The organism is Streptomyces sp. NPDC023838, assembly GCF_040639555.1.
Lineage (GTDB): Bacteria > Actinomycetota > Actinomycetes > Streptomycetales > Streptomycetaceae > Streptomyces.
The window spans coordinates 101,464-119,706 of the sequence record NZ_JBFAAD010000020.1 but is presented as its reverse complement, the minus strand read 5'-3'; the positions used below and the strand labels follow the sequence as shown (position 1 = coordinate 119,706).

Sequence of the window (18,243 nt, the reverse complement as noted above, 5' to 3'; positions counted from 1 at the left end):
GGACCCGGGTTTCGGGCAGCGTGAGTACGGCTCCGTGCACGGTGGTCCTCGGGTCAGCGGTGCGGGGACGGGGTGGCGGTGGGGGTCTCCGGCGGGCTCGCCAGGCCGGTCGGGGTGGGCGAGCCGGAGACGCCCGGTGGCTCACCGCCGGGCGAGCCGCCGGGCAGGCCGGGCGGCGGCACGCTCGACGACGGGACCGAGCGCGACCCCGAGCCCGACCCGCCGGGGGACGGGGTGTGGACGACGTCGGACGGGGCGCGCGACGGCGTCCCGTACGAAGGCGTCCCGTACGACGGTGAACCGGAGGGCGTGCCGGACGGTGTCGGCGGGTTGGCCGGGACCGTCGTCCCGGAGCCGCCCTGGAGCTTGAGCGCGGCGACCGCGCCTGTACCGGCGACCAGGCACACCACACAGGCGGCGGTCGCCGCGAGGGTGCGGCGGCGGCGCCGCAGGCCCCGCTCGGCGACCCGGGCGGGCGGCTGCGGCACGATCCGGCGCCCGCTCTCGGCGGCGGCCCGCTTCAGCGCCCGGGCCAGGGCCGGATCGCCCTCGGGGCCGCCGGGAGAGCCGCCGCCGGAATAGCCACCGCCGGAATAGCCGTCGTCGGGGGAGCCATGGGGGAATTCAGACACCCTGATCCTCCTCGGAGGTGAGGTGGGGCCGCAGCGCTGCGCGCGCCCGGGAGAGGTGCGTCTTCACCGTGCCGGTGGACAGGCCGGTCTCGGCGGCCACCTGCTCCACGGTGAGATCGCAGACGTAGTGCAGGACGGCCACGCGCCGCTGGCGTTCGGAGAGCAGGCGCAGGGCGTCGACGAGCGCGACGGAGGACGGGTCGGGGCCGTGCGACGCCTCGGGGCGGCCGCCGTCGTGCAGCCGCCAGGCCTCACCGGCCCGGCGGCGCCGGCGCCACCGGCTCACCGCGAGCCGCCAGGCGACGGTGCGGATCCAGGCCTCGGGCCCGGCCTCGCGCCGCAGCCGCGCGCGGCGGCCCCAGGCCCGTACGAACGCCTCCTGGACGACGTCCTGCGCCTCGTGGAGGTCGCCGGTCATCAGATAGACCTGGCCGACCAGGTTCTTGACCGAGTGAGCGTAGAACTCCTCGAACTCGTCGTCGGTCAAGGCGGCTCCCGTCGGATGGACAGACCTGTCGGCGGACAGGTCTCACGGGATGTACGCCTGGGGGCGGCCGTACGGTTGACAGTTCACCGCAAGAATTTTCGGGCGGGCCCCGAAAGGGGTTCCCGACGGGGGTCCCGTACGGGGCTCAGAGCTTGCGCAGGCCCTGCTTGAGCCGCCTGCCGAGCGGCCGCTCCACGTACCGGTGCACCAGCCACGCCGCCGCGAGCATCAGCGCGATCACCCCGCTGACCAGCGGAACCGGCTTCACCTGCGGCGAGAGCGCGCCGATGATCTCCCAGCCGATGTACTCGTGGAGGAGGTAGAGCGGATACGTCAGCGCTCCCGCGTACGGCAGCCAGCGCCACTGGATCCAGGACAGCTTCCCGGTGGCGACCAGGCCCATCAGCGCGAAGCACGCGCCCATGATCACGACGACCGGCCAGTACGGCACCGGGTGCGTGAGGTGCTCCTGGGCGTGCGCCCAGGTGCGGCGGGCGGAGGGCAGGGAGGCGGCCAGGCAGAACAGCACGACGCCGGTGAGCATCAGGTTCGGCCGGAACCGGTACATCAGATAGAACGCGACACCCGCGATGAAGCACCAGCTGTTGTCCGGCATGACGATCATCCGGAGCGTGCTGTCGTCCGACTGGTGGACGAGGGCACTGGCCACCGCCCAGGCGCAGCAGAAGAAGAGGACGCGCCGGTAGGTCAGCCCTCGCCAGGCCACCACTGCGAACAGCAAATAGAACCGCAGTTCGGCGAAGAGGGTCCAGTAGACGCTGTCGACGCTCTCGACGCCCATCGGCTCCTGGAACATCGTGAGGTTGGTGACGACGTCGGAGATCGGGTGGGCGCGCAGCCCGCCCGGAACGGCCGCCACCACCACCGTGGTGGCGATGACCGCGAACCAGTACGCGGGGTAGAGCCGCACCACGCGCGAGACGAAGAACGACTGGAGCGGCTTGCCCCAGCTGCTCATGCAGATCACGAAGCCACTGATGAGGAAGAAGAGCTGGACGCCGAGCCAGCCGTAGGCGGCGACCGGATAAGTGGCCGGAAATCTGGCCCGGGAATCGGAATCCGGCCATCGTCCGGTGAGCGCCATGTAGTGGAACATGACGACCGTGAGGGCCGCGAGGAGGCGCAGACCGTCGAGCGCGTAGATGCGGCTCGGGCGGCTCCCCTCGACGACGGAGCCGGTCAGCTGCGGGGTGGCGGTGCCGGTGAGCACCGGCTCGGGCTGAAGGAGCGCTGTCCGCGCCTGGTCGGGCATGTCGAGCGGGTTCCCCTCGGGCACTGATTTCATGGCGTGTCGCCGCGACGCCGCCGTCTTGCCAGGCGTTCGGCACGTCCGGGGGAGCCTATGGCGTTCCACAGGATTTGCAAAGGCTCACTCTTTGCTCAGGTCTACCGCCAAAGGAGTGATTCCGCCCACGGGCGCCCCCTGGCTTGCTTCACGCGCGGCTGTCACACCCACGTCGTAGGCTGGGAACCCCCGGCCCGTGCGACGTGTCGGGTGGTTCGCGTTGCCCTCTCCCCGGATGGAACCCTTCATGAGCCTGCACGGTCTGCTGGACGCGGTGGTACGGGATCCGGCGCTCGCCGAAGCGGTGAAGGCCGCCACCGACGGCCACCGGATGCACGTCGACCTGGTCGGCCCGCCCGCCGCGCGGCCCTTCGCGGTGGCCGCGCTGGCCCGCGAGACCGGGCGCCCGGTGCTCGCGGTGACCGCGACCGGGCGCGAGGCGGAGGACCTGGCGGCCGCGCTCAGGTCCCTGCTGCCCCCGGACGAGGTGGCCGAGTTCCCGTCCTGGGAGACGCTGCCGCACGAGCGCCTCTCGCCCCGCAGCGACACGGTGGGCCGCCGGCTCGCCGTCCTGCGCCGCCTGGCGCACCCCCGCGACGACGACCCGGCGGCGGGCCCGGTCAGCGTGGTGGTCGCGCCGGTCCGCTCGGTGCTCCAGCCCCAGGTCAAGGGGCTCGGGGACCTGGAGCCGGTGGCGCTGCGGAGCGGGCAGTCGGCGGATCTGAACGAGGTCGTGGAGGGCCTGGCGGCCGCCGCGTACTCGCGGGTCGAACTGGTCGAGAAGCGCGGCGAGTTCGCGGTCCGGGGCGGCATCCTGGACGTCTTCCCGCCGACCGAGGAGCACCCGCTCCGGGTCGAGTTCTGGGGCGACGACGTCGAGGAGATCCGGTACTTCAAGGTCGCGGATCAGCGGTCGCTCGAAGTCGCCGAGCACGGTCTGTGGGCGCCGCCCTGCCGCGAGCTGCTGCTCACCAACGAGGTGCGCGGGCGGGCCGCCGCGCTGGCCGAGGCGCACCCGGAGCTGGGCGAGCTGCTCGGCAAGATCGCGGAGGGGATCGCGGTCGAGGGCATGGAGTCGCTCGCGCCGGTCCTGGTCGACGAGATGGAGCTGCTGCTCGACGTGCTGCCCAAGGGCGCGATGGCGGTCGTCTGCGACCCCGAGCGGGTGCGCACCCGGGCCAGTGACCTGGTGGCGACCAGCCAGGAGTTCCTCCAGGCCTCCTGGGCGGCGACGGCCGGGGGAGGGGAAGCCCCGATCGACGTCGGCGCGGCCTCGCTGTGGGGCATCGCGGACGTCCGCGACCGGGCCCGCGAGCTCGGCATGATGTGGTGGTCGGTCTCGCCGTTCGCGGCCGACGACACCGACCTCGACGACGAAACGCTCAAACTGGGCATGCACGCGCCGGAGACCTACCGGGGCGACACCCAGCGGGCGCTCGCGGACACCAAGCAGTGGCTCGCCGACGGCTGGCGCGCGGTCTACGTCACCGAGGCCCACGGCCCGGCGTCCCGCACCGTGGAGGTCCTCGGCGGCGAGGGCATCGCCGCGAGACTCGACGCGGACCTGGCCGAGATCAGCCCCTCGGTCGTCCATGTCGCCTGCGGCGCCATCGACCACGGCTTCGTCGACCCGGCCCTGCGGCTCGCCGTGCTCACCGAGACCGATCTGACCGGGCAGCGCGCGGTCAGCAAGGACATGGGTCGGATGCCGGCCCGCCGCCGCAAGACCATCGACCCGCTCACCCTCCAGGTCGGCGACTACATCGTGCACGAGCAGCACGGCGTCGGCCGCTATCTGGAGATGGTCCAGCGGACCGTCCAGGGCGCCACCCGCGAGTATCTGCTCGTCGAGTACGCGCCCGCCAAGCGCGGCCAGCCCGGCGACCGGCTCTACATCCCGACCGACCAGCTGGAGCAGGTCACCAAGTACGTCGGCGGCGAGGCCCCGACCCTGCACCGGCTCGGCGGCGCCGACTGGACCAAGACCAAGCAGAAGGCCAAGAAGGCGGTCAAGGAGATCGCCGCCGACCTGATCAAGCTGTACTCGGCGCGGATGGCCGCCCCCGGCCACGCCTTCGGCCCGGACACCCCCTGGCAGCGCGAACTGGAGGACGCGTTCCCGTACGCGGAGACGCCCGACCAGCTCTCCACCATCGCCGAGGTCAAGGAGGACATGGAGAAGACGGTCCCGATGGACCGGCTGGTCTGCGGCGACGTCGGCTACGGCAAGACGGAGATCGCGGTGCGCGCGGCCTTCAAGGCGGTCCAGGACGGCAAGCAGGTGGCGGTCCTGGTGCCCACCACGCTCCTGGTCCAGCAGCACTTCGGCACCTTCTCCGAGCGGTACGGGCAGTTCCCGGTGAACGTGAAGGCGCTCAGCCGCTTCCAGACCGACACCGAGGCGAAGGCGACCCTGGAAGGGCTCAAGGACGGGGCCGTCGACATCGTCATCGGCACCCACCGCCTCTTCTCCTCCGAGACCAAGTTCAAGGACCTCGGCCTGGTCGTCGTCGACGAGGAGCAGCGCTTCGGCGTCGAGCACAAGGAGCAGCTGAAGAAGCTCCGCGCCAACGTCGACGTGCTGACCATGTCCGCGACCCCCATTCCCCGTACGTTGGAGATGGCCGTCACCGGCATCCGCGAGATGTCGACGATCACCACCCCGCCGGAGGAGCGCCACCCGGTGCTCACCTTCGTGGGGCCGTACGAGGAGAAGCAGATCGGCGCCGCGATCCGGCGCGAGCTGCTGCGCGAGGGCCAGGTCTTCTACATCCACAACCGGGTCGAGTCCATCGACCGGGCGGCGGCGCGGCTGCGCGAGATCGTCCCCGAGGCGCGCATCGCCACGGCCCACGGCCAGATGGGCGAGAGCCAGCTGGAGCAGGTCGTCGTCGACTTCTGGGAGAAGAAGTTCGACGTGCTCGTCTCGACCACGATCGTCGAGTCCGGCATCGACATCTCCAACGCCAACACGCTGATCGTCGAGCGCGGCGACAACTTCGGCCTCTCCCAGCTCCACCAGCTGCGCGGCCGCGTCGGCCGTGGCCGCGAGCGCGGATACGCGTACTTCCTCTACCCGCCGGAGAAGCCGCTCACCGAGACCGCCCACGAGCGCCTGGCGACCATCGCCCAGCACACCGAGATGGGCGCGGGCATGTACGTGGCGATGAAGGACCTGGAGATCCGCGGCGCGGGCAACCTGCTCGGCGGCGAGCAGTCGGGACACATCGCGGGCGTCGGCTTCGACCTGTACATCCGCATGGTCGGCGAGGCCGTGGCCGACTACCGGGCCGCCGTCGAAGGCGGGGTGGAGGAGGAGCCGCCGCTGGAGGTCAAGATCGAGCTGCCGGTCGACGCGCACGTCCCGCACGACTACGCGCCGGGCGAGCGGCTGCGCCTGCAGGCCTACCGGGCGATCGCCTCGGCCAACTCCGAGGACGACATCCGGGCGGTCCGCGAGGAGCTCACCGACCGGTACGGCAAGCTGCCCGAGCCCGTCGAGAACCTGCTGCTCGTGGCTGGGCTGCGGATGCTGGCGCGGGCCTGCGGGGTCGGCGAGATCGTGCTCCAGGGCAGCAACATCCGCTTCGCGCCGGTGGAGCTGCGCGAGTCCCAGGAGCTGCGCCTGAAGCGGCTGTACCCGCGTACGGTCGTCAAGGCGCCCACGCACCAGATCCTGGTGCCGCGCCCGACGGCGGGCAAGATCGGCGGCAAGCCGGTGGTGGGCCGCGAGCTGCTGGCGTGGACGGGGGAGTTCCTCACCACGATCCTGGGGTCGTGATCAGGGCTTCCTGACGGAGGCTTCCTGGCGGAGGCCTCCATCAGCCTCGCCGTCGCCGCCCTGTCGCGGGCGGCCCGTCGCCCGTGGACAGGGGCACGGCCAGGGGCCGGCCCCGCGACGCCGTGCGCGGGCGGCCGGCCCGGCCGCGGGTTTCCGCCTTCGAGCCCCTATGGCCGCCGGATGGCCGGGTAGAAGTCCAACGGTCCATAGGATCGCGGGGTTCCGCCAACTTCCTTCGAGGACGGCCGTTGTGATGCGTACGTACCGAATCGCCCTTCCCGCCGCCGCGCTCGCGGCCGCGCTCGCCCTCACCGGATGTTCCGACAGCGACAAGGGCGCGTCCAAGGCGAAGCCCGGCGCGCCCGCCGCGCGGGGCTCCGCCCTCGCCGCAGTCGACACCCTCACCGTGAAGGGCCGGGCGGCGAAGACCGGTTATTCGCGCGACCAGTTCGGCAGGGGCTGGACCGACACCGACGCCAACGGCTGCGCCACCCGGGAGGACATCCTCAAGCGGGACCTCAAGGACGTGAAGTTCAAGGACAAGTGCGACGTCGCGTCCGGGACGCTGACCAAGGACGTGTACACCGGCCAGACCATCAAGTTCGTCCGGGGCAGCAGCAAGGTCGACATCGACCATGTGGTGGCCCTCTCGGACGCCTGGCAGAAGGGCGCCCAGCAGTGGGACAAGAAGAAGCGGGTGGCCTTCGCCAACGACCCGCTGAACCTGCTGGCCGTGGACGCGAGCGCCAACCGCCGCAAGAGCGACGGTGACGCGGCGACCTGGCTGCCGACGTTCGCGGCGGGCCGCTGCACGTATGTGGCGGACCAGGTGGCCGTCAAGAAGAAGTACGGGGTGTGGGTGACGGACGCCGAGAAGGACGCGATGAAGAAGGTCCTCACCGAGTGCCCGCAGCAGAAGCTGCCCACGGGGTGAGGCCCGGCCGCCTCTTCGGCCACGGGGGACGCGGGACGCGCTTGACCATCGCCTTCCTCTGACCGCCGGAAGCATCCCTTCGGACTCTTTCTGGCAAAAGTACGGGAAAGGCCGAATCGGACAGACGGAACAACCCCTTCCACTTGTGCAATGGGTTGCTCAAGCGGGAGCCAAGAACGGGTCTGCTGACTGTCATTTAGGTGCTCTTTACGGACAAGATCGGCGCGTTTCTGTCTTTGGCCGAACTGTGCCCTTCTTCAGGAGTCGCCTCGTGCGTCCGCGCCCCTTCCGCCGTTCCATACGGCGGCCTTCGCTCTATCGCCGCCGTCAAAGACGTGTGGCACTGCTCCTGCTCACCAGCCTCGCCCTGATGCTGACCACTCAGCAGGCCATGGCCGACGACGCCCATCTGGGCCGGATATCGCTGCCCAGTCTGAGCTCGGTCGCCGCCTGGTTCAAGGACCCGCACTGGGGCTCGCTGCCCAAGCAGCAGGGCGGCACCGCCGCCGGGCACGGCCACCACACCAGCGCCGCCGCCACCAAGGCGAACAAGGGCAAGGGGCACAAGCCGGGCAAGGGCAAGGGTGAGCTCGACGCGTACCACCCGTACGCGAAAGCCACCAAGGGCGGCAAGAGCGGCTCGGCCCAGGGCTTCAACGCCAAGACGAGCCACCGCAATCCGGCCAAGTCCTCCCGTACCGCCACGGTCTTCGACAACGCGGACGGCACGCTGACCCGGCAGCTCGCCATGGCGCCGGTGAACTACAAGGACGACCAGGGCACGTGGCAGCCCATCGACGTCGACGTGAGAGCCGGGCCGGACAAGCGCTGGCACGAGAAGGCCAACTCCCTCGACGTCGACTTCGCCGCCAAGGCCGCCGACTCCCAGCTCGCCTCCTTCGCCACCGACGGCTCGCACGCCCTCAGCTACGGCCTCCAGGGCGCGGCCCCCGTCACCGGCACCGCGCACGGCTCCCGCGTCACCTACGCGAACGTGCTCCCCGGCACCGACCTGGAGCTCGCGCCCACCGCGACCGGGCTCAAGGAAGCGATCGTCCTGCACTCCGCGAAGGCCGGCAACAGCTGGACCTTCCCCCTCGACCTCAAGGGCCTGACCGCCCAGCAGGCCAAGGACGGCTCCATCGACCTGGTGGACACCGCCGGCAAGACCGTCGAGCGCATCCCTTCCGCGTACGCCTACGACGCGAAGGTCGATCCGCGCTCCGGCGACCCGGCCACCACGCACTCGGTGACGTACCAGCTGGTCCGCGAGGGCGCCAAGACCGCCCTGAAGGTCACGCTGGACCCGCGCTGGCTGCACGACCGCGCCCGCGTCTTCCCGGTCACCGTCGACCCGACCGTCACCGACGGCTGGACCACCACCTACGCCGAGTCCGGCGCCCCCGGTGACCACTCCTCCGAGCAGACGATCAAGGTCGGCTCCTACGACTCCGGCCCGCACTCGGCCGCCGCGTACGTCAACCACTGGTACAACACCTGGGACGGCACGCACGCCACGGTCACCTCGGCGACGCTGCACCTCTTCGACACCTGGGCCTCCACCTGCACCCCGGAGCGCTTCGACGTCGCCCTGGTCACCCAGGCCTGGAAGCCGAACACGGTGACCGGCTACCCCGGCCCGTCCTACGGCTCCTCCATCGGCAACGCCACCCCGACCGTCTCCAAGGCCTGCGCCAACACCGGCGCCGACCGCACGGTGGGCGACTGGGTGGACGTGCCGCTGACCACCAGCGCCATCCAGGGCTGGTTCAACGGCACCACCGCCGACAACGGCCTCGCGGTCTACGCGGCCACCAACGACAACCTGCACTGGAAGCAGTTCGGCTCGTTCAACGACCCGGCGCTCGGCCCGTACATGTCGGTCACCTACACCGGCAACGCGGCCCCGCAGATCTACCAGCAGTACCCGAACAACAACGCGGTCGCGAACACCACCACGCCCGAGCTGACCGCCTGGGCCGGTGACGACGTCACCACCACGCCGCAGTACGACTTCCAGGTCTACGACAACACCAACACCAAGGTCGTCGACTCCGGCCTGATCGCCAACGGCGACTGGACCGTCCCGGCGGGCAAGCTCAAGTGGGGCCAGACGTACTACTGGACGGTCCAGGGGTACGACGGCTCGCTCTACACCCCGGCCGCCGACTGGTACGCGCTGCAGATCCAGGTGCCCCAGCCGGTGATCACCTCGGGCCTGTCGCAGAACAGCAGCGACCACGGCTTCGACGCCTCCAGCGGCAACTACACCACCACCGACACGGACGCCTCGCTGTCCACCGTCGGCCCCAGCCTCGACGTGGTGCGCGACTACAACTCCCGCGACCCGCGCTGGACCGGCTCCTTCGGCGCCGGCTGGTCGGCGATCTTCGACTCCCGCGCCACCGAGCAGTACAACGCCGCCGGCGCGGTGACCAGCGCGGTCGTCTCCTACCCGAACGGCTCGCAGGTCGGGTTCGGCAAGAACGGTGACGGCACCTTCTCGTCCGGCTCCGGCCGCTTCTCCACCTTCAAGTCGGTCACCGGCGGCTACTCGCTGACCGACAAGGACGACACGGTCTACACCTTCACCCAGGCGCTCGGCTCCGGCGGCTACGGCCTCACCTCGGTGACCGACGCCAACGGCCGCGCCCTGAACCTCACCTGGTCCGGCGGCCACGTCTCCAAGCTGAGCTCGGCCGTCTCCGGGCGCTCCCTGAACGTCACCTGGTCCACGCCGTCCGGCGCGTCCGCCGCGCACGTGGCGACCGTGGTCACCGACCCGGTCGTCGGCACCGACCAGTCCACCGCGCTGACCTGGACCTACGGCTACACCGGCGACCAGCTCGTCAAGGTCTGCCCGCCGTCCTCCACCACCGCGTGCACCAAGTACACGTACGCGTCGGGCTCGCAGTACCAGAACGCCTCGCTCGACCTCGACCCGCGCGCCATGTGGCCGCTGTCGGACGCGTCCGGCACCGTCGCCAAGGACGCGGTCCTGGGCAACGAGAACACCCTCGACGCCACGTACAAGAACGTCACGCTCGGCCAGCCGGGACCGCCCAACGGCGGCACCGCGGCCGGGTTCAACGGCACCTCCTCGGCGGTGGCGCTGCCCAACGACACGGGCAACAACACCGACTCGGGCGCCCTGTCGCTCTGGTTCAAGACCTCGGCGGGCCCGGGCGTCCTCTACTCGTACGCCTCGCAGCCCATCGACGCGGGCAACGCGGCGGGCTACTACACCCCGTCGATCTACGTCGGCAGCGACGGCAAGCTGAACGCCGAGTTCTGGTACAGCGGCGGCATCGCCCCGCTCACCACCTCCGCGTCGGTCGCCGACGGCAGGTGGCACCACGTGGTGCTCTCCGCCGCGGGCAACTCGCAGACGCTGTTCCTCGACAACGCCAAGGTCGGCTCGCTCTCGGGCACCGTCTCCATCAAGAGCGGCACCGCGTTCGGCAAGAACCAGCCGTTCAACTACCTCGGCACCGGCTTCCTCGGCGGCAACTGGCCGGACCAGCCGCACCAGAGCACCACCAGCAAGACCGGCTACGCCACCTACTTCAACGGCTCGATCGCGGGCGCCGCCTGGTACGACCGCCCGCTGGTGGCCGCCGACGTCAACGCGCTCTACAGCTACGGCACCCACGCCGCCAGCCTGCTGTCCTCGGTCACCCGCCCGTCCGGCAAGACGTACGCGGCGATGACCTACGACCCGGGCACCGCGGCGCTCACCCAGCTCACCGACGAGAACGGCGGCGTCTGGAAGCTCGGCGCCCCCACGGTCACCGGCTCCAGCCAGACCTACCGCGGCGCGGTCCTCGGCGGCGCCCCCGCCACGTACTTCCGCCTCGGTGAGGCGGCGGGCGCGTCCGCCGCGGTCGACGAGACGCGCGGCGGCAACGGCACGTACAGCAATGTGACGCTGGGGGCCACCGGGCCGTTCAGCGACCAGAAGGCCGCGGCCTTCAACGGGACCAGCTCCTGGGTGCAGGTGCCGGACGTCCAGACCGGCAGCACCTCCGCGTCCGCCGAACTGTGGTTCAACACCACGCACGGCGGCGCGATCCTGATGAACGCGCAGAGCGCGCCGATCGGCGGCACGGTCTCCTCGACCACCCCGCAGCTGTGGATCGGCACCGACAACAAGCTGTACGGCGGTTTCTACACCACCTCCGGCTCCGTCCAGATGGGCACCACCGGCACGGTCACCGACGGCAAGTGGCACCACGTGCTGCTGAGCGCCTCACCGACCAGCCAGACGCTGTACCTGGACGGCGCCCAGGCCGCCACCAAGACCGGCACGGCCTCGCTCACCACCGGCGGACGCACCACCGACTACATCGGCGCGGCCACCACCGGCTCCGGCTGGGCCGGTCTGCCCTACCCGGCGACCGTGTACTTCAACGGCTCGCTCGCCGAGGTCGCCACCTACCGCTCGGCGCTCACCGCGCAGGACGCGGCGGCGCACTTCCAGGCCGCGAAGAACTCCACGGGCCTGCTGCCGGTGTCGACCGTCAAGGTCACCTCCCCGGCCAACGCCACCCTCACCTACCAGTACGACGTCAACCACAACAACCGGGCGCTGACCGAGACCGACGGTCTGGGCAACACCACCAGCTTCGGCTACGACACCGGTGGCTTCGAGCACACCGTCACCAACCCCAACGGGGCGATGACGGTCACCGGCCACGACGTCCGCGGCAACACGGTCTCCACGACCACCTGCCAGAACCAGGCCGCCAACGCCTGTTCCACGGAGTACTTCAGCTACTTCCCGGACGACACCACCGCGCAGCTCACCACCGCCGACCCGCGCAACGACATCCTGCTCACCCGGCGCGACGGCCGCTCGGCGTCCGAGACCGACACGACGTATCTGACGTCGTTCGGCTACGACAGCGCGGGCAACCAGACCACCATCACCGGTCCGGCCGTGGCGGGCTTCCCCAGCGGGCGCACCACCACGACCGTCTTCAGTGACGGCACCGCCACCTACCCGGCGGCCGACAGCGGCAACGTCCCCAAGGGCCTGCCGGTCAGGACGGTCAGCCCGGGCGGCGCGGTCAACTCCGTGTCGTACTTCAAGAACGGCGACGTCGCCTCCACCACGGACGCGGCCGGTCTGGTCACCTCGTACACCTATGACGGTGTCGGCCAGGTGCTGACCAAGAAGGTCGTCTCCGACACCTACCCGGCCGGGCTCACCACGACGTACACGTACGACGCGGACGGCCAGGTCGTGCAGGAGAAGGACCCGAAGATCACCGACCGGGTGACCGGCGCGGTGCACTCGGCGGTCTCCACCACGGTGTACGACGTCGACGGCAACATCACCTCGCAGTCCGTCGCGGACGCGAGCGGCGGCGACTACACGCGCACCGAGACGCAGACCTACGACGCCTACGACCACCTCGCCACCAAGCGGGACGCCAACGCCAACGCGAACGCGTCCAACGGCGACACGGTCACCTACACCTACGACAGCCAGGGCAACAAGACCAAGGAGGTCTCCTCCTCGGGCACCGAGACCCGGTACACCTACGACGACAACGGTCAGCTGCTGACCCAGGGCGTCATGTACACCGGTGACCCGGTCAACCCCCAGTCGCCCTCGCTGCTCACCGAGTCGTCCCGGGCCTACGACCCGGCGGGCCGGCTCGCCTCGGTCACCGACGCCATGGGCGCGACGACCTCGTACACCTACACCGACAACGGCCTGACGGCCACCGTCACCAAGAAGAGCGCCGACGGCAGCAGCTCCACGGTGCTGCAGTCCAACACGTACGACCCCGCCGGCAACGTGATCACCACGGTGACCGACAACGGCGAGACCGTCACGACCAACACGGTCGACGCGGCCTCGCGCAACACCTCCAGCACCGTCGACCCGACCGGTGTCAACCGCGTGACCAGCGTGTCCTACACGCCGGACGACGAGGTCGCCACCGAGAACGACCACGACTCCTCGGGCTGGGACCGCACGGTCACCAACGCGTACGACGCGATGGGCAACAAGATCGCCGAGACGCTGTACGGGGACGACGCCGGGCACCCGGCCGGCTGGTGGAAGCTCGACCAGCCGTCCGGCTCGACCGTCACCGACTCCTCCGGCTCCGGCAACACCGGTGCCGCGACCGGCGTGACCTGGAACAACTCGGCCGCGAACTTCGCGGGCACCACCGGCCAGCAGATCGCCACCAACGGGCCGGTGCTCGACACCGCCGGGTCCTACACGGTCTCGGCGTGGGTCAACATGGCCTCGCTGCCCACCCACAACGCCACGGTCGTCGCCCAGAGCGGCACCACCAACAGCGCGTTCATGCTCCAGTACAACTACGCGCACACCAGCGCGCCGCTGTGGTCCATGGAGCAGACCAGCAGCGACGCGGCCTCGCCGTCGTTCCCCGCCGCCTACTCCACGGCCAAGCCCGTGGCGGGCAGCTGGACGCACCTGGTCGGTGTGTACAACGCCTCGACCGGCGCCGTGCAGATCTACGTCAACGGCACGCTCTCCGGCAGCGGCACCAACACCACGCCGTGGAGCGCGCACGGGCCGCTGGTGATCGGCGGCGCCAAGTACGGCGGCGCCATGGGCGACGCACTGCCCGCCGGCGTCTCCAACGTGCAGGTCTACCAGCGCGCGTTCAACTCCACCGACGTCACCTCGCTGTACGGCAAGGGGCGCACCGGCGGGACCGCCGGCTCCTCGGACGAGCAGAAGACCACGTACACGTACGACAAGCGCGGTCTGCGCACGTCCATGACGGACGCCAACCAGAACACCACCAGCTACGACTACGACGAGGCCGGGAACCTGGCCGTCACCACCGCGCCGGCCGTCCAGGCCGAGGCGGACGGCACCAACCCGGTGACCGTGCGGCCCGTCACCACCAGCGGGTTCAACACCTTCGGCGAGGCCGTCGAGGAGCAGGGCCCGAACGGCGACGTGACCACCACGGCCTACGACGCCAACGGCAACAAGGTCATGGAGACCCTGCCGCCGTACACCCCGGCCGGTGAGACCACTCCGGTCACGGCCGCCTCCACGTGGACGTACGACAGCGAGGGCAACCAGACGTCGTCGACCACCCCGGGCGGGCGCACCACCAGCTACCTCTACGACCAGCTGGGCCGGGTCGCGCAGGTCACCAGGCCCGACGGCGCCACCGTGCACTCCACGTACGACAACGCCGGCGACCCGCTCTCGGTGACCGACGGCACGGGCTCCACGGTCCAGGCGACCTACGACTACCTGGGCCGCCAGCTCACCTCGACCACGCTGGAGCGGTTCCCGTCCACCCGGACGCTGACCACCACCAACTCCTACGCGGTCACCTCCGGCAACCCGTACGGCACGCACGTGTCGTCGACGACCACGCCGGGCGGGGTCACCACCTCGTACGGCTACAACCGCGTGGGCGAGCCCACCGCGGTCACCGACGCGGCGGGCAACACCACCCGCTTCACGTACGACTTCCAGGGCAACCGGCAGAAGACGATCCTGCCGGACAACACCTGGACGCAGACGGACTACAACGCGGCGGGCGACCCGACGTACAACAAGCAGTACGACGCGTCGAACACCCTGCTGGCGCAGACCTCGGTCGCCTATGACGCGGTCGGCAACACGGTCTCCACGACCGACGCCAACGGCCACACCTCCCGCTTCACCTACGACGCGGCGGGCACCGTCACCCAGGAGATCCAGCCGGTCAGCGACACCTCGTCGATCACCACCTCGTTCGGCTACGACCAGGCGGGCCACCGCACCCGGTTCACCGACGGACGCGGCAACTCCTGGCGCTACACCTACACACCGTGGGGCCAGCAGGAGAAGGTGATCGAGCCGTCCACCGCGCAGTACACCTCGGCGGCGGACTCCACCACCACCTACAGCTATGACGCCGACGGCCGGATGGTGAAGGCCGTCAAGCCGGGCGGCACGTCGACGTCGATGACGTACGACAGCAACGACCAGGTCCTGTCGATGAACGGCCAGGGCGCGGACGCCGCGACCGCCAGCCGCTCCTTCAGCTACGACAAGGCCGGGCGGGTCCTGACGGCCGACACCGCCGAGGCGGGCATCACGGGCAACGCGGACCACCAGTCCGCCACGCACGAGGCGTTCGGCTACGACGACCGCGGCGACCTGCTCTCCGCGTCCGGCGCCGCCGGTGCGTCCAGCTTCACCTACAACGCCGATTCGGCGCCGCTGACCCGCACCGACGCGGCCGGCACGACGACGTACGGCTATGACACCGCGGGCCGTCTGTCCACCCTGGACGACGCGGCGACCGGCAACCGGCTGACGTACTCCTACGGCAAGCTCAACGAGCTCACCCAGGTCAAGTACGGCACCACCGGCCAGACCCGCACCTACACCTACGACACCGCGCACCGCCTGACCGGCGACACCCTGATGCAGGGCGCCACCGGGCTCGCGTCCATCGGCTACGGCTACGACAAGAACGGCAACCTGACGTCGAAGTCGACGACCGGGGTGCCGGGCGCGGCGAACCACACCTACACCTACGACTACGCCAACCGCCTGACCTCGTGGAACAACGGTTCCACGACGACCAACTACGGCTACGACGCCTCCGGAAACCGCACCCGGGTCGGCGCGGACGTCTACACCTACGACGCCCGCGACCAGCTGACCTCGGACGGCAACCACAGCTACACGTACTCGGCGCGGGGCACCATGACCCAGCAGGCCGGGTCGGACGGCACCGTCGCCTTCACCACCGACGCGTTCGGCGCCCAGATCACCGCGGGCACCCACGCGTACAACCTGGACGCGGCCGGGCGGAACATCACCGACACCGACACCGCGACCCAGGGCAGCCGCACCTTCCAGTACTCGGGCGCGAGCAACACCATCGCCTCCGACGGCAACTACACCTACACCTACGACCCGTCGGGCGGCGTGATCGGCGTCGGCAACGGCTCCTCCGGGAGCGCGCTGGCCCTCACCGACCAGCACGACGACGTGATCGGCACGTTCACCGCCGGCGCTACCGCGCTGTCGGGCTCGGCGAGCTACGACCCGCTGGGCAAGGGTGTCGGCACCAACACGGTCCTCGGCCACCTCGGCTTCCAGTCCGGCTGGACCGAGCCCGGTCTGGGCGACGTGGGCACGGCCTCGCGCTGGTACAACCCGGCGACCGGCCAGTTCCGCAACAAGGACTCCATCTCGCTCAACCCGGTCCCGAACTCGGTCTCCGCGAACCCGTTCGCGTACGTCAACGACAACCCGCTCGCGGGTACCGACCAGTCGGGCAACTGCTCCTGGTACGACGTGGTGTGCGGCGCGAAGAAGGTCGCGCACAAGGCCGCCGCGGTGGTCCACCAGGTCGCGGCGCCGATCTACCACGCCGCCGTCCAGGTGGTGCACCAGGTGGTCCAGGTCGCCAAGCACGTGGCGAAGAAGGTCGTCCACCGGGTCCGTGACGTGTACCGCGCCACGGTCCGGGTGGTGCGCCGGGTCTACCACTACGCGGTACGCAAGGTGAAGCGCGTCTACCACGCGGCCGTCCATGCGGTGCATACGGCGTACCACAAGGCCACCAAGGCCGTGAAGCGTGTGGTCCACGCGGTGAAGAAGGTGGCCAAGGCGGCCGTGCACACGGTCGCGAAGGCGACCAGGACGGCGTACCACGCCACGGTGAAGGCCGTGAAGACCACGGCCACGTTCGTGAAGAACCACGCGGCCGCGATCACCTCGTTCGTGGTCTCCACGGCGGTCTTCATGGGCTGCGAGGCGGTCACGGCGGGCGTCGGCTCCATCGGCTGCGCGGCGGTCGCCGGAGCGGTCGGCTCCCTGGTCACCCAGGGCTTCGCCTGCGCCCAGAAGGGCGGCGACGAGTGCAGCGTCGGAGCCTTCGCGGGCTCGGCGATCGAGGGCGCGGCGTCCGGAGCACTGGGCGGCGTCCTCGGCAAGATCGGCGGCTCGCTGCTGGCGAAGGCGGCCCCGAAGGCGATGAAGGCCGTGGGCGGTCTGTTCGGCAAGGGGGCGGCTGCTGAGGAGACGGCGGCGCGGGATGCGACGGAGACGGCGGCTTCTCGGGCTGAGGCGGAAGGGGCTGGTGGCCGGAGCGAATCCGCTGCGAGCTGCAAGCGTCCGCACAGCTTCAGCGGTAACACCAAGGTCCTGATGGCCAACGGCTCGACCAAGGCAATCGACAAGATCAAGGTCGGCGACACGATCGCCAACGCGGTGCCAGGTGTTTCGGGTACCGAGGCACACAAGGTCACCGCGGTGATCGTGACCAAGACGGACCACGACTTCGTGGACGTCACGATCAAGGCCACCAAGCGCGGCGCGACGGTCAAGAAGGCGGTCCGCAGGGCGGCGCTGGGTCTCGCGGCCTCGGCGGCGGTCCTGGGAGCGCTGACGGCGACCCCGCAGAAGGCGCAGGCGGCGGAGGTGACCGCCAAGGGCGACCACCTCACCACCACGTTCCACCACCCGTTCTACGACGCCACGCAGTCGGCGTTCGTGGAGGCGAAGGACCTCCACGAGGGCGACGTCCTCCAGACCCCGACCGGCACGGCCGAGGTCACGGGCGTTCGCCTGTACCACGCGAACACGACGACGTACGACCTCACCATCGGGTCGCTGCACACGTACTTCGTGCAGGCGGGTGACACCCCGGTCCTGGTCCACAACATCGACCTGGACGAGCTGAACGCGTGCCCGCTGTCGCACACCACGCACCTCGCCGATGTGTCGGTGCACGACGCGGTCGGAAATGTCGTCCACCAGTACCCGATTCGCAGCGGCGCCCAGACCGCGGCGGAAAAGGCGATGGGGTCGCGGGCGGGCGAGACGCTCAGCCACACGGAGAACCGCGCCGCGCGGATGGCGGGCGGCGTCCCCAGCTACGGCTCGAAGATCGTCAACAATGACGAGTTCTTCTTGGAGAAGCCGGTGCCAGTGGACGGCTATGTGATCATCAAGGGCACCCGGTCGCCATGCTCCAGTTGCAGAGGGGCGATGAATCGCGCGGCGCAGGACACCGCGTCGACATTCGTCTACTTGTGGAAGGAAGCTGGTAAGCACGCCTGGTGGAGCGCATCAGGGTGAGAAGGAGT

6 protein-coding genes are annotated in these 18,243 nt (G+C 70.3%); 3 read left to right on the top strand and 3 right to left on the bottom strand.

Annotated elements, in window-relative coordinates; all coding sequences use genetic code 11:
* Positions 1-53 precede the first annotated feature (53 nt).
* The 3 genes from AB0G17_RS23860 to AB0G17_RS23850 form a co-directional block, all read right to left on the bottom strand.
* Positions 54-632 (bottom strand): hypothetical protein, encoded by a 579-nt coding sequence (locus tag AB0G17_RS23860; RefSeq protein WP_361386261.1) that lies wholly within the window; start codon positions 630-632, stop codon positions 54-56.
* Complete coding sequence (locus AB0G17_RS23855) at positions 625-1,119, bottom strand: SigE family RNA polymerase sigma factor (RefSeq protein WP_361386258.1); 495 nt, start codon at positions 1,117-1,119, stop codon at positions 625-627. The genes AB0G17_RS23860 and AB0G17_RS23855 overlap by 8 nt, the downstream gene beginning before the upstream one ends.
* A gap of 145 nt (positions 1,120-1,264) precedes the next feature.
* Positions 1,265-2,425: an acyltransferase gene (locus tag AB0G17_RS23850; RefSeq protein ID WP_361386255.1), complete on the bottom strand. Its 1,161-nt coding sequence runs from the start codon at positions 2,423-2,425 to the stop codon at positions 1,265-1,267.
* A gap of 247 nt (positions 2,426-2,672) precedes the next feature.
* Between AB0G17_RS23850 and mfd the strand changes: the two genes are divergently transcribed.
* From mfd to AB0G17_RS23835, 3 genes are all read left to right on the top strand, one after another.
* Positions 2,673-6,206 (top strand): transcription-repair coupling factor, encoded by a 3,534-nt coding sequence (gene mfd, locus AB0G17_RS23845; protein WP_361386252.1) that lies wholly within the window; start codon positions 2,673-2,675, stop codon positions 6,204-6,206.
* Positions 6,207-6,459: 253 nt separating this feature from the next.
* A complete protein-coding gene (locus AB0G17_RS23840; RefSeq protein ID WP_361386249.1) occupies positions 6,460-7,140 on the top strand; it encodes an HNH endonuclease family protein in 681 nt (226 codons plus the stop codon).
* Between the two features lie 337 nt (positions 7,141-7,477).
* Positions 7,478-18,235 carry a LamG-like jellyroll fold domain-containing protein gene (locus AB0G17_RS23835; RefSeq protein WP_361386246.1) on the top strand — a complete coding sequence of 3,586 codons (10,758 nt, stop codon included), beginning with the start codon at positions 7,478-7,480 and terminating at the stop codon, positions 18,233-18,235.
* The last annotated feature ends 8 nt before the right edge of the window (positions 18,236-18,243 follow it).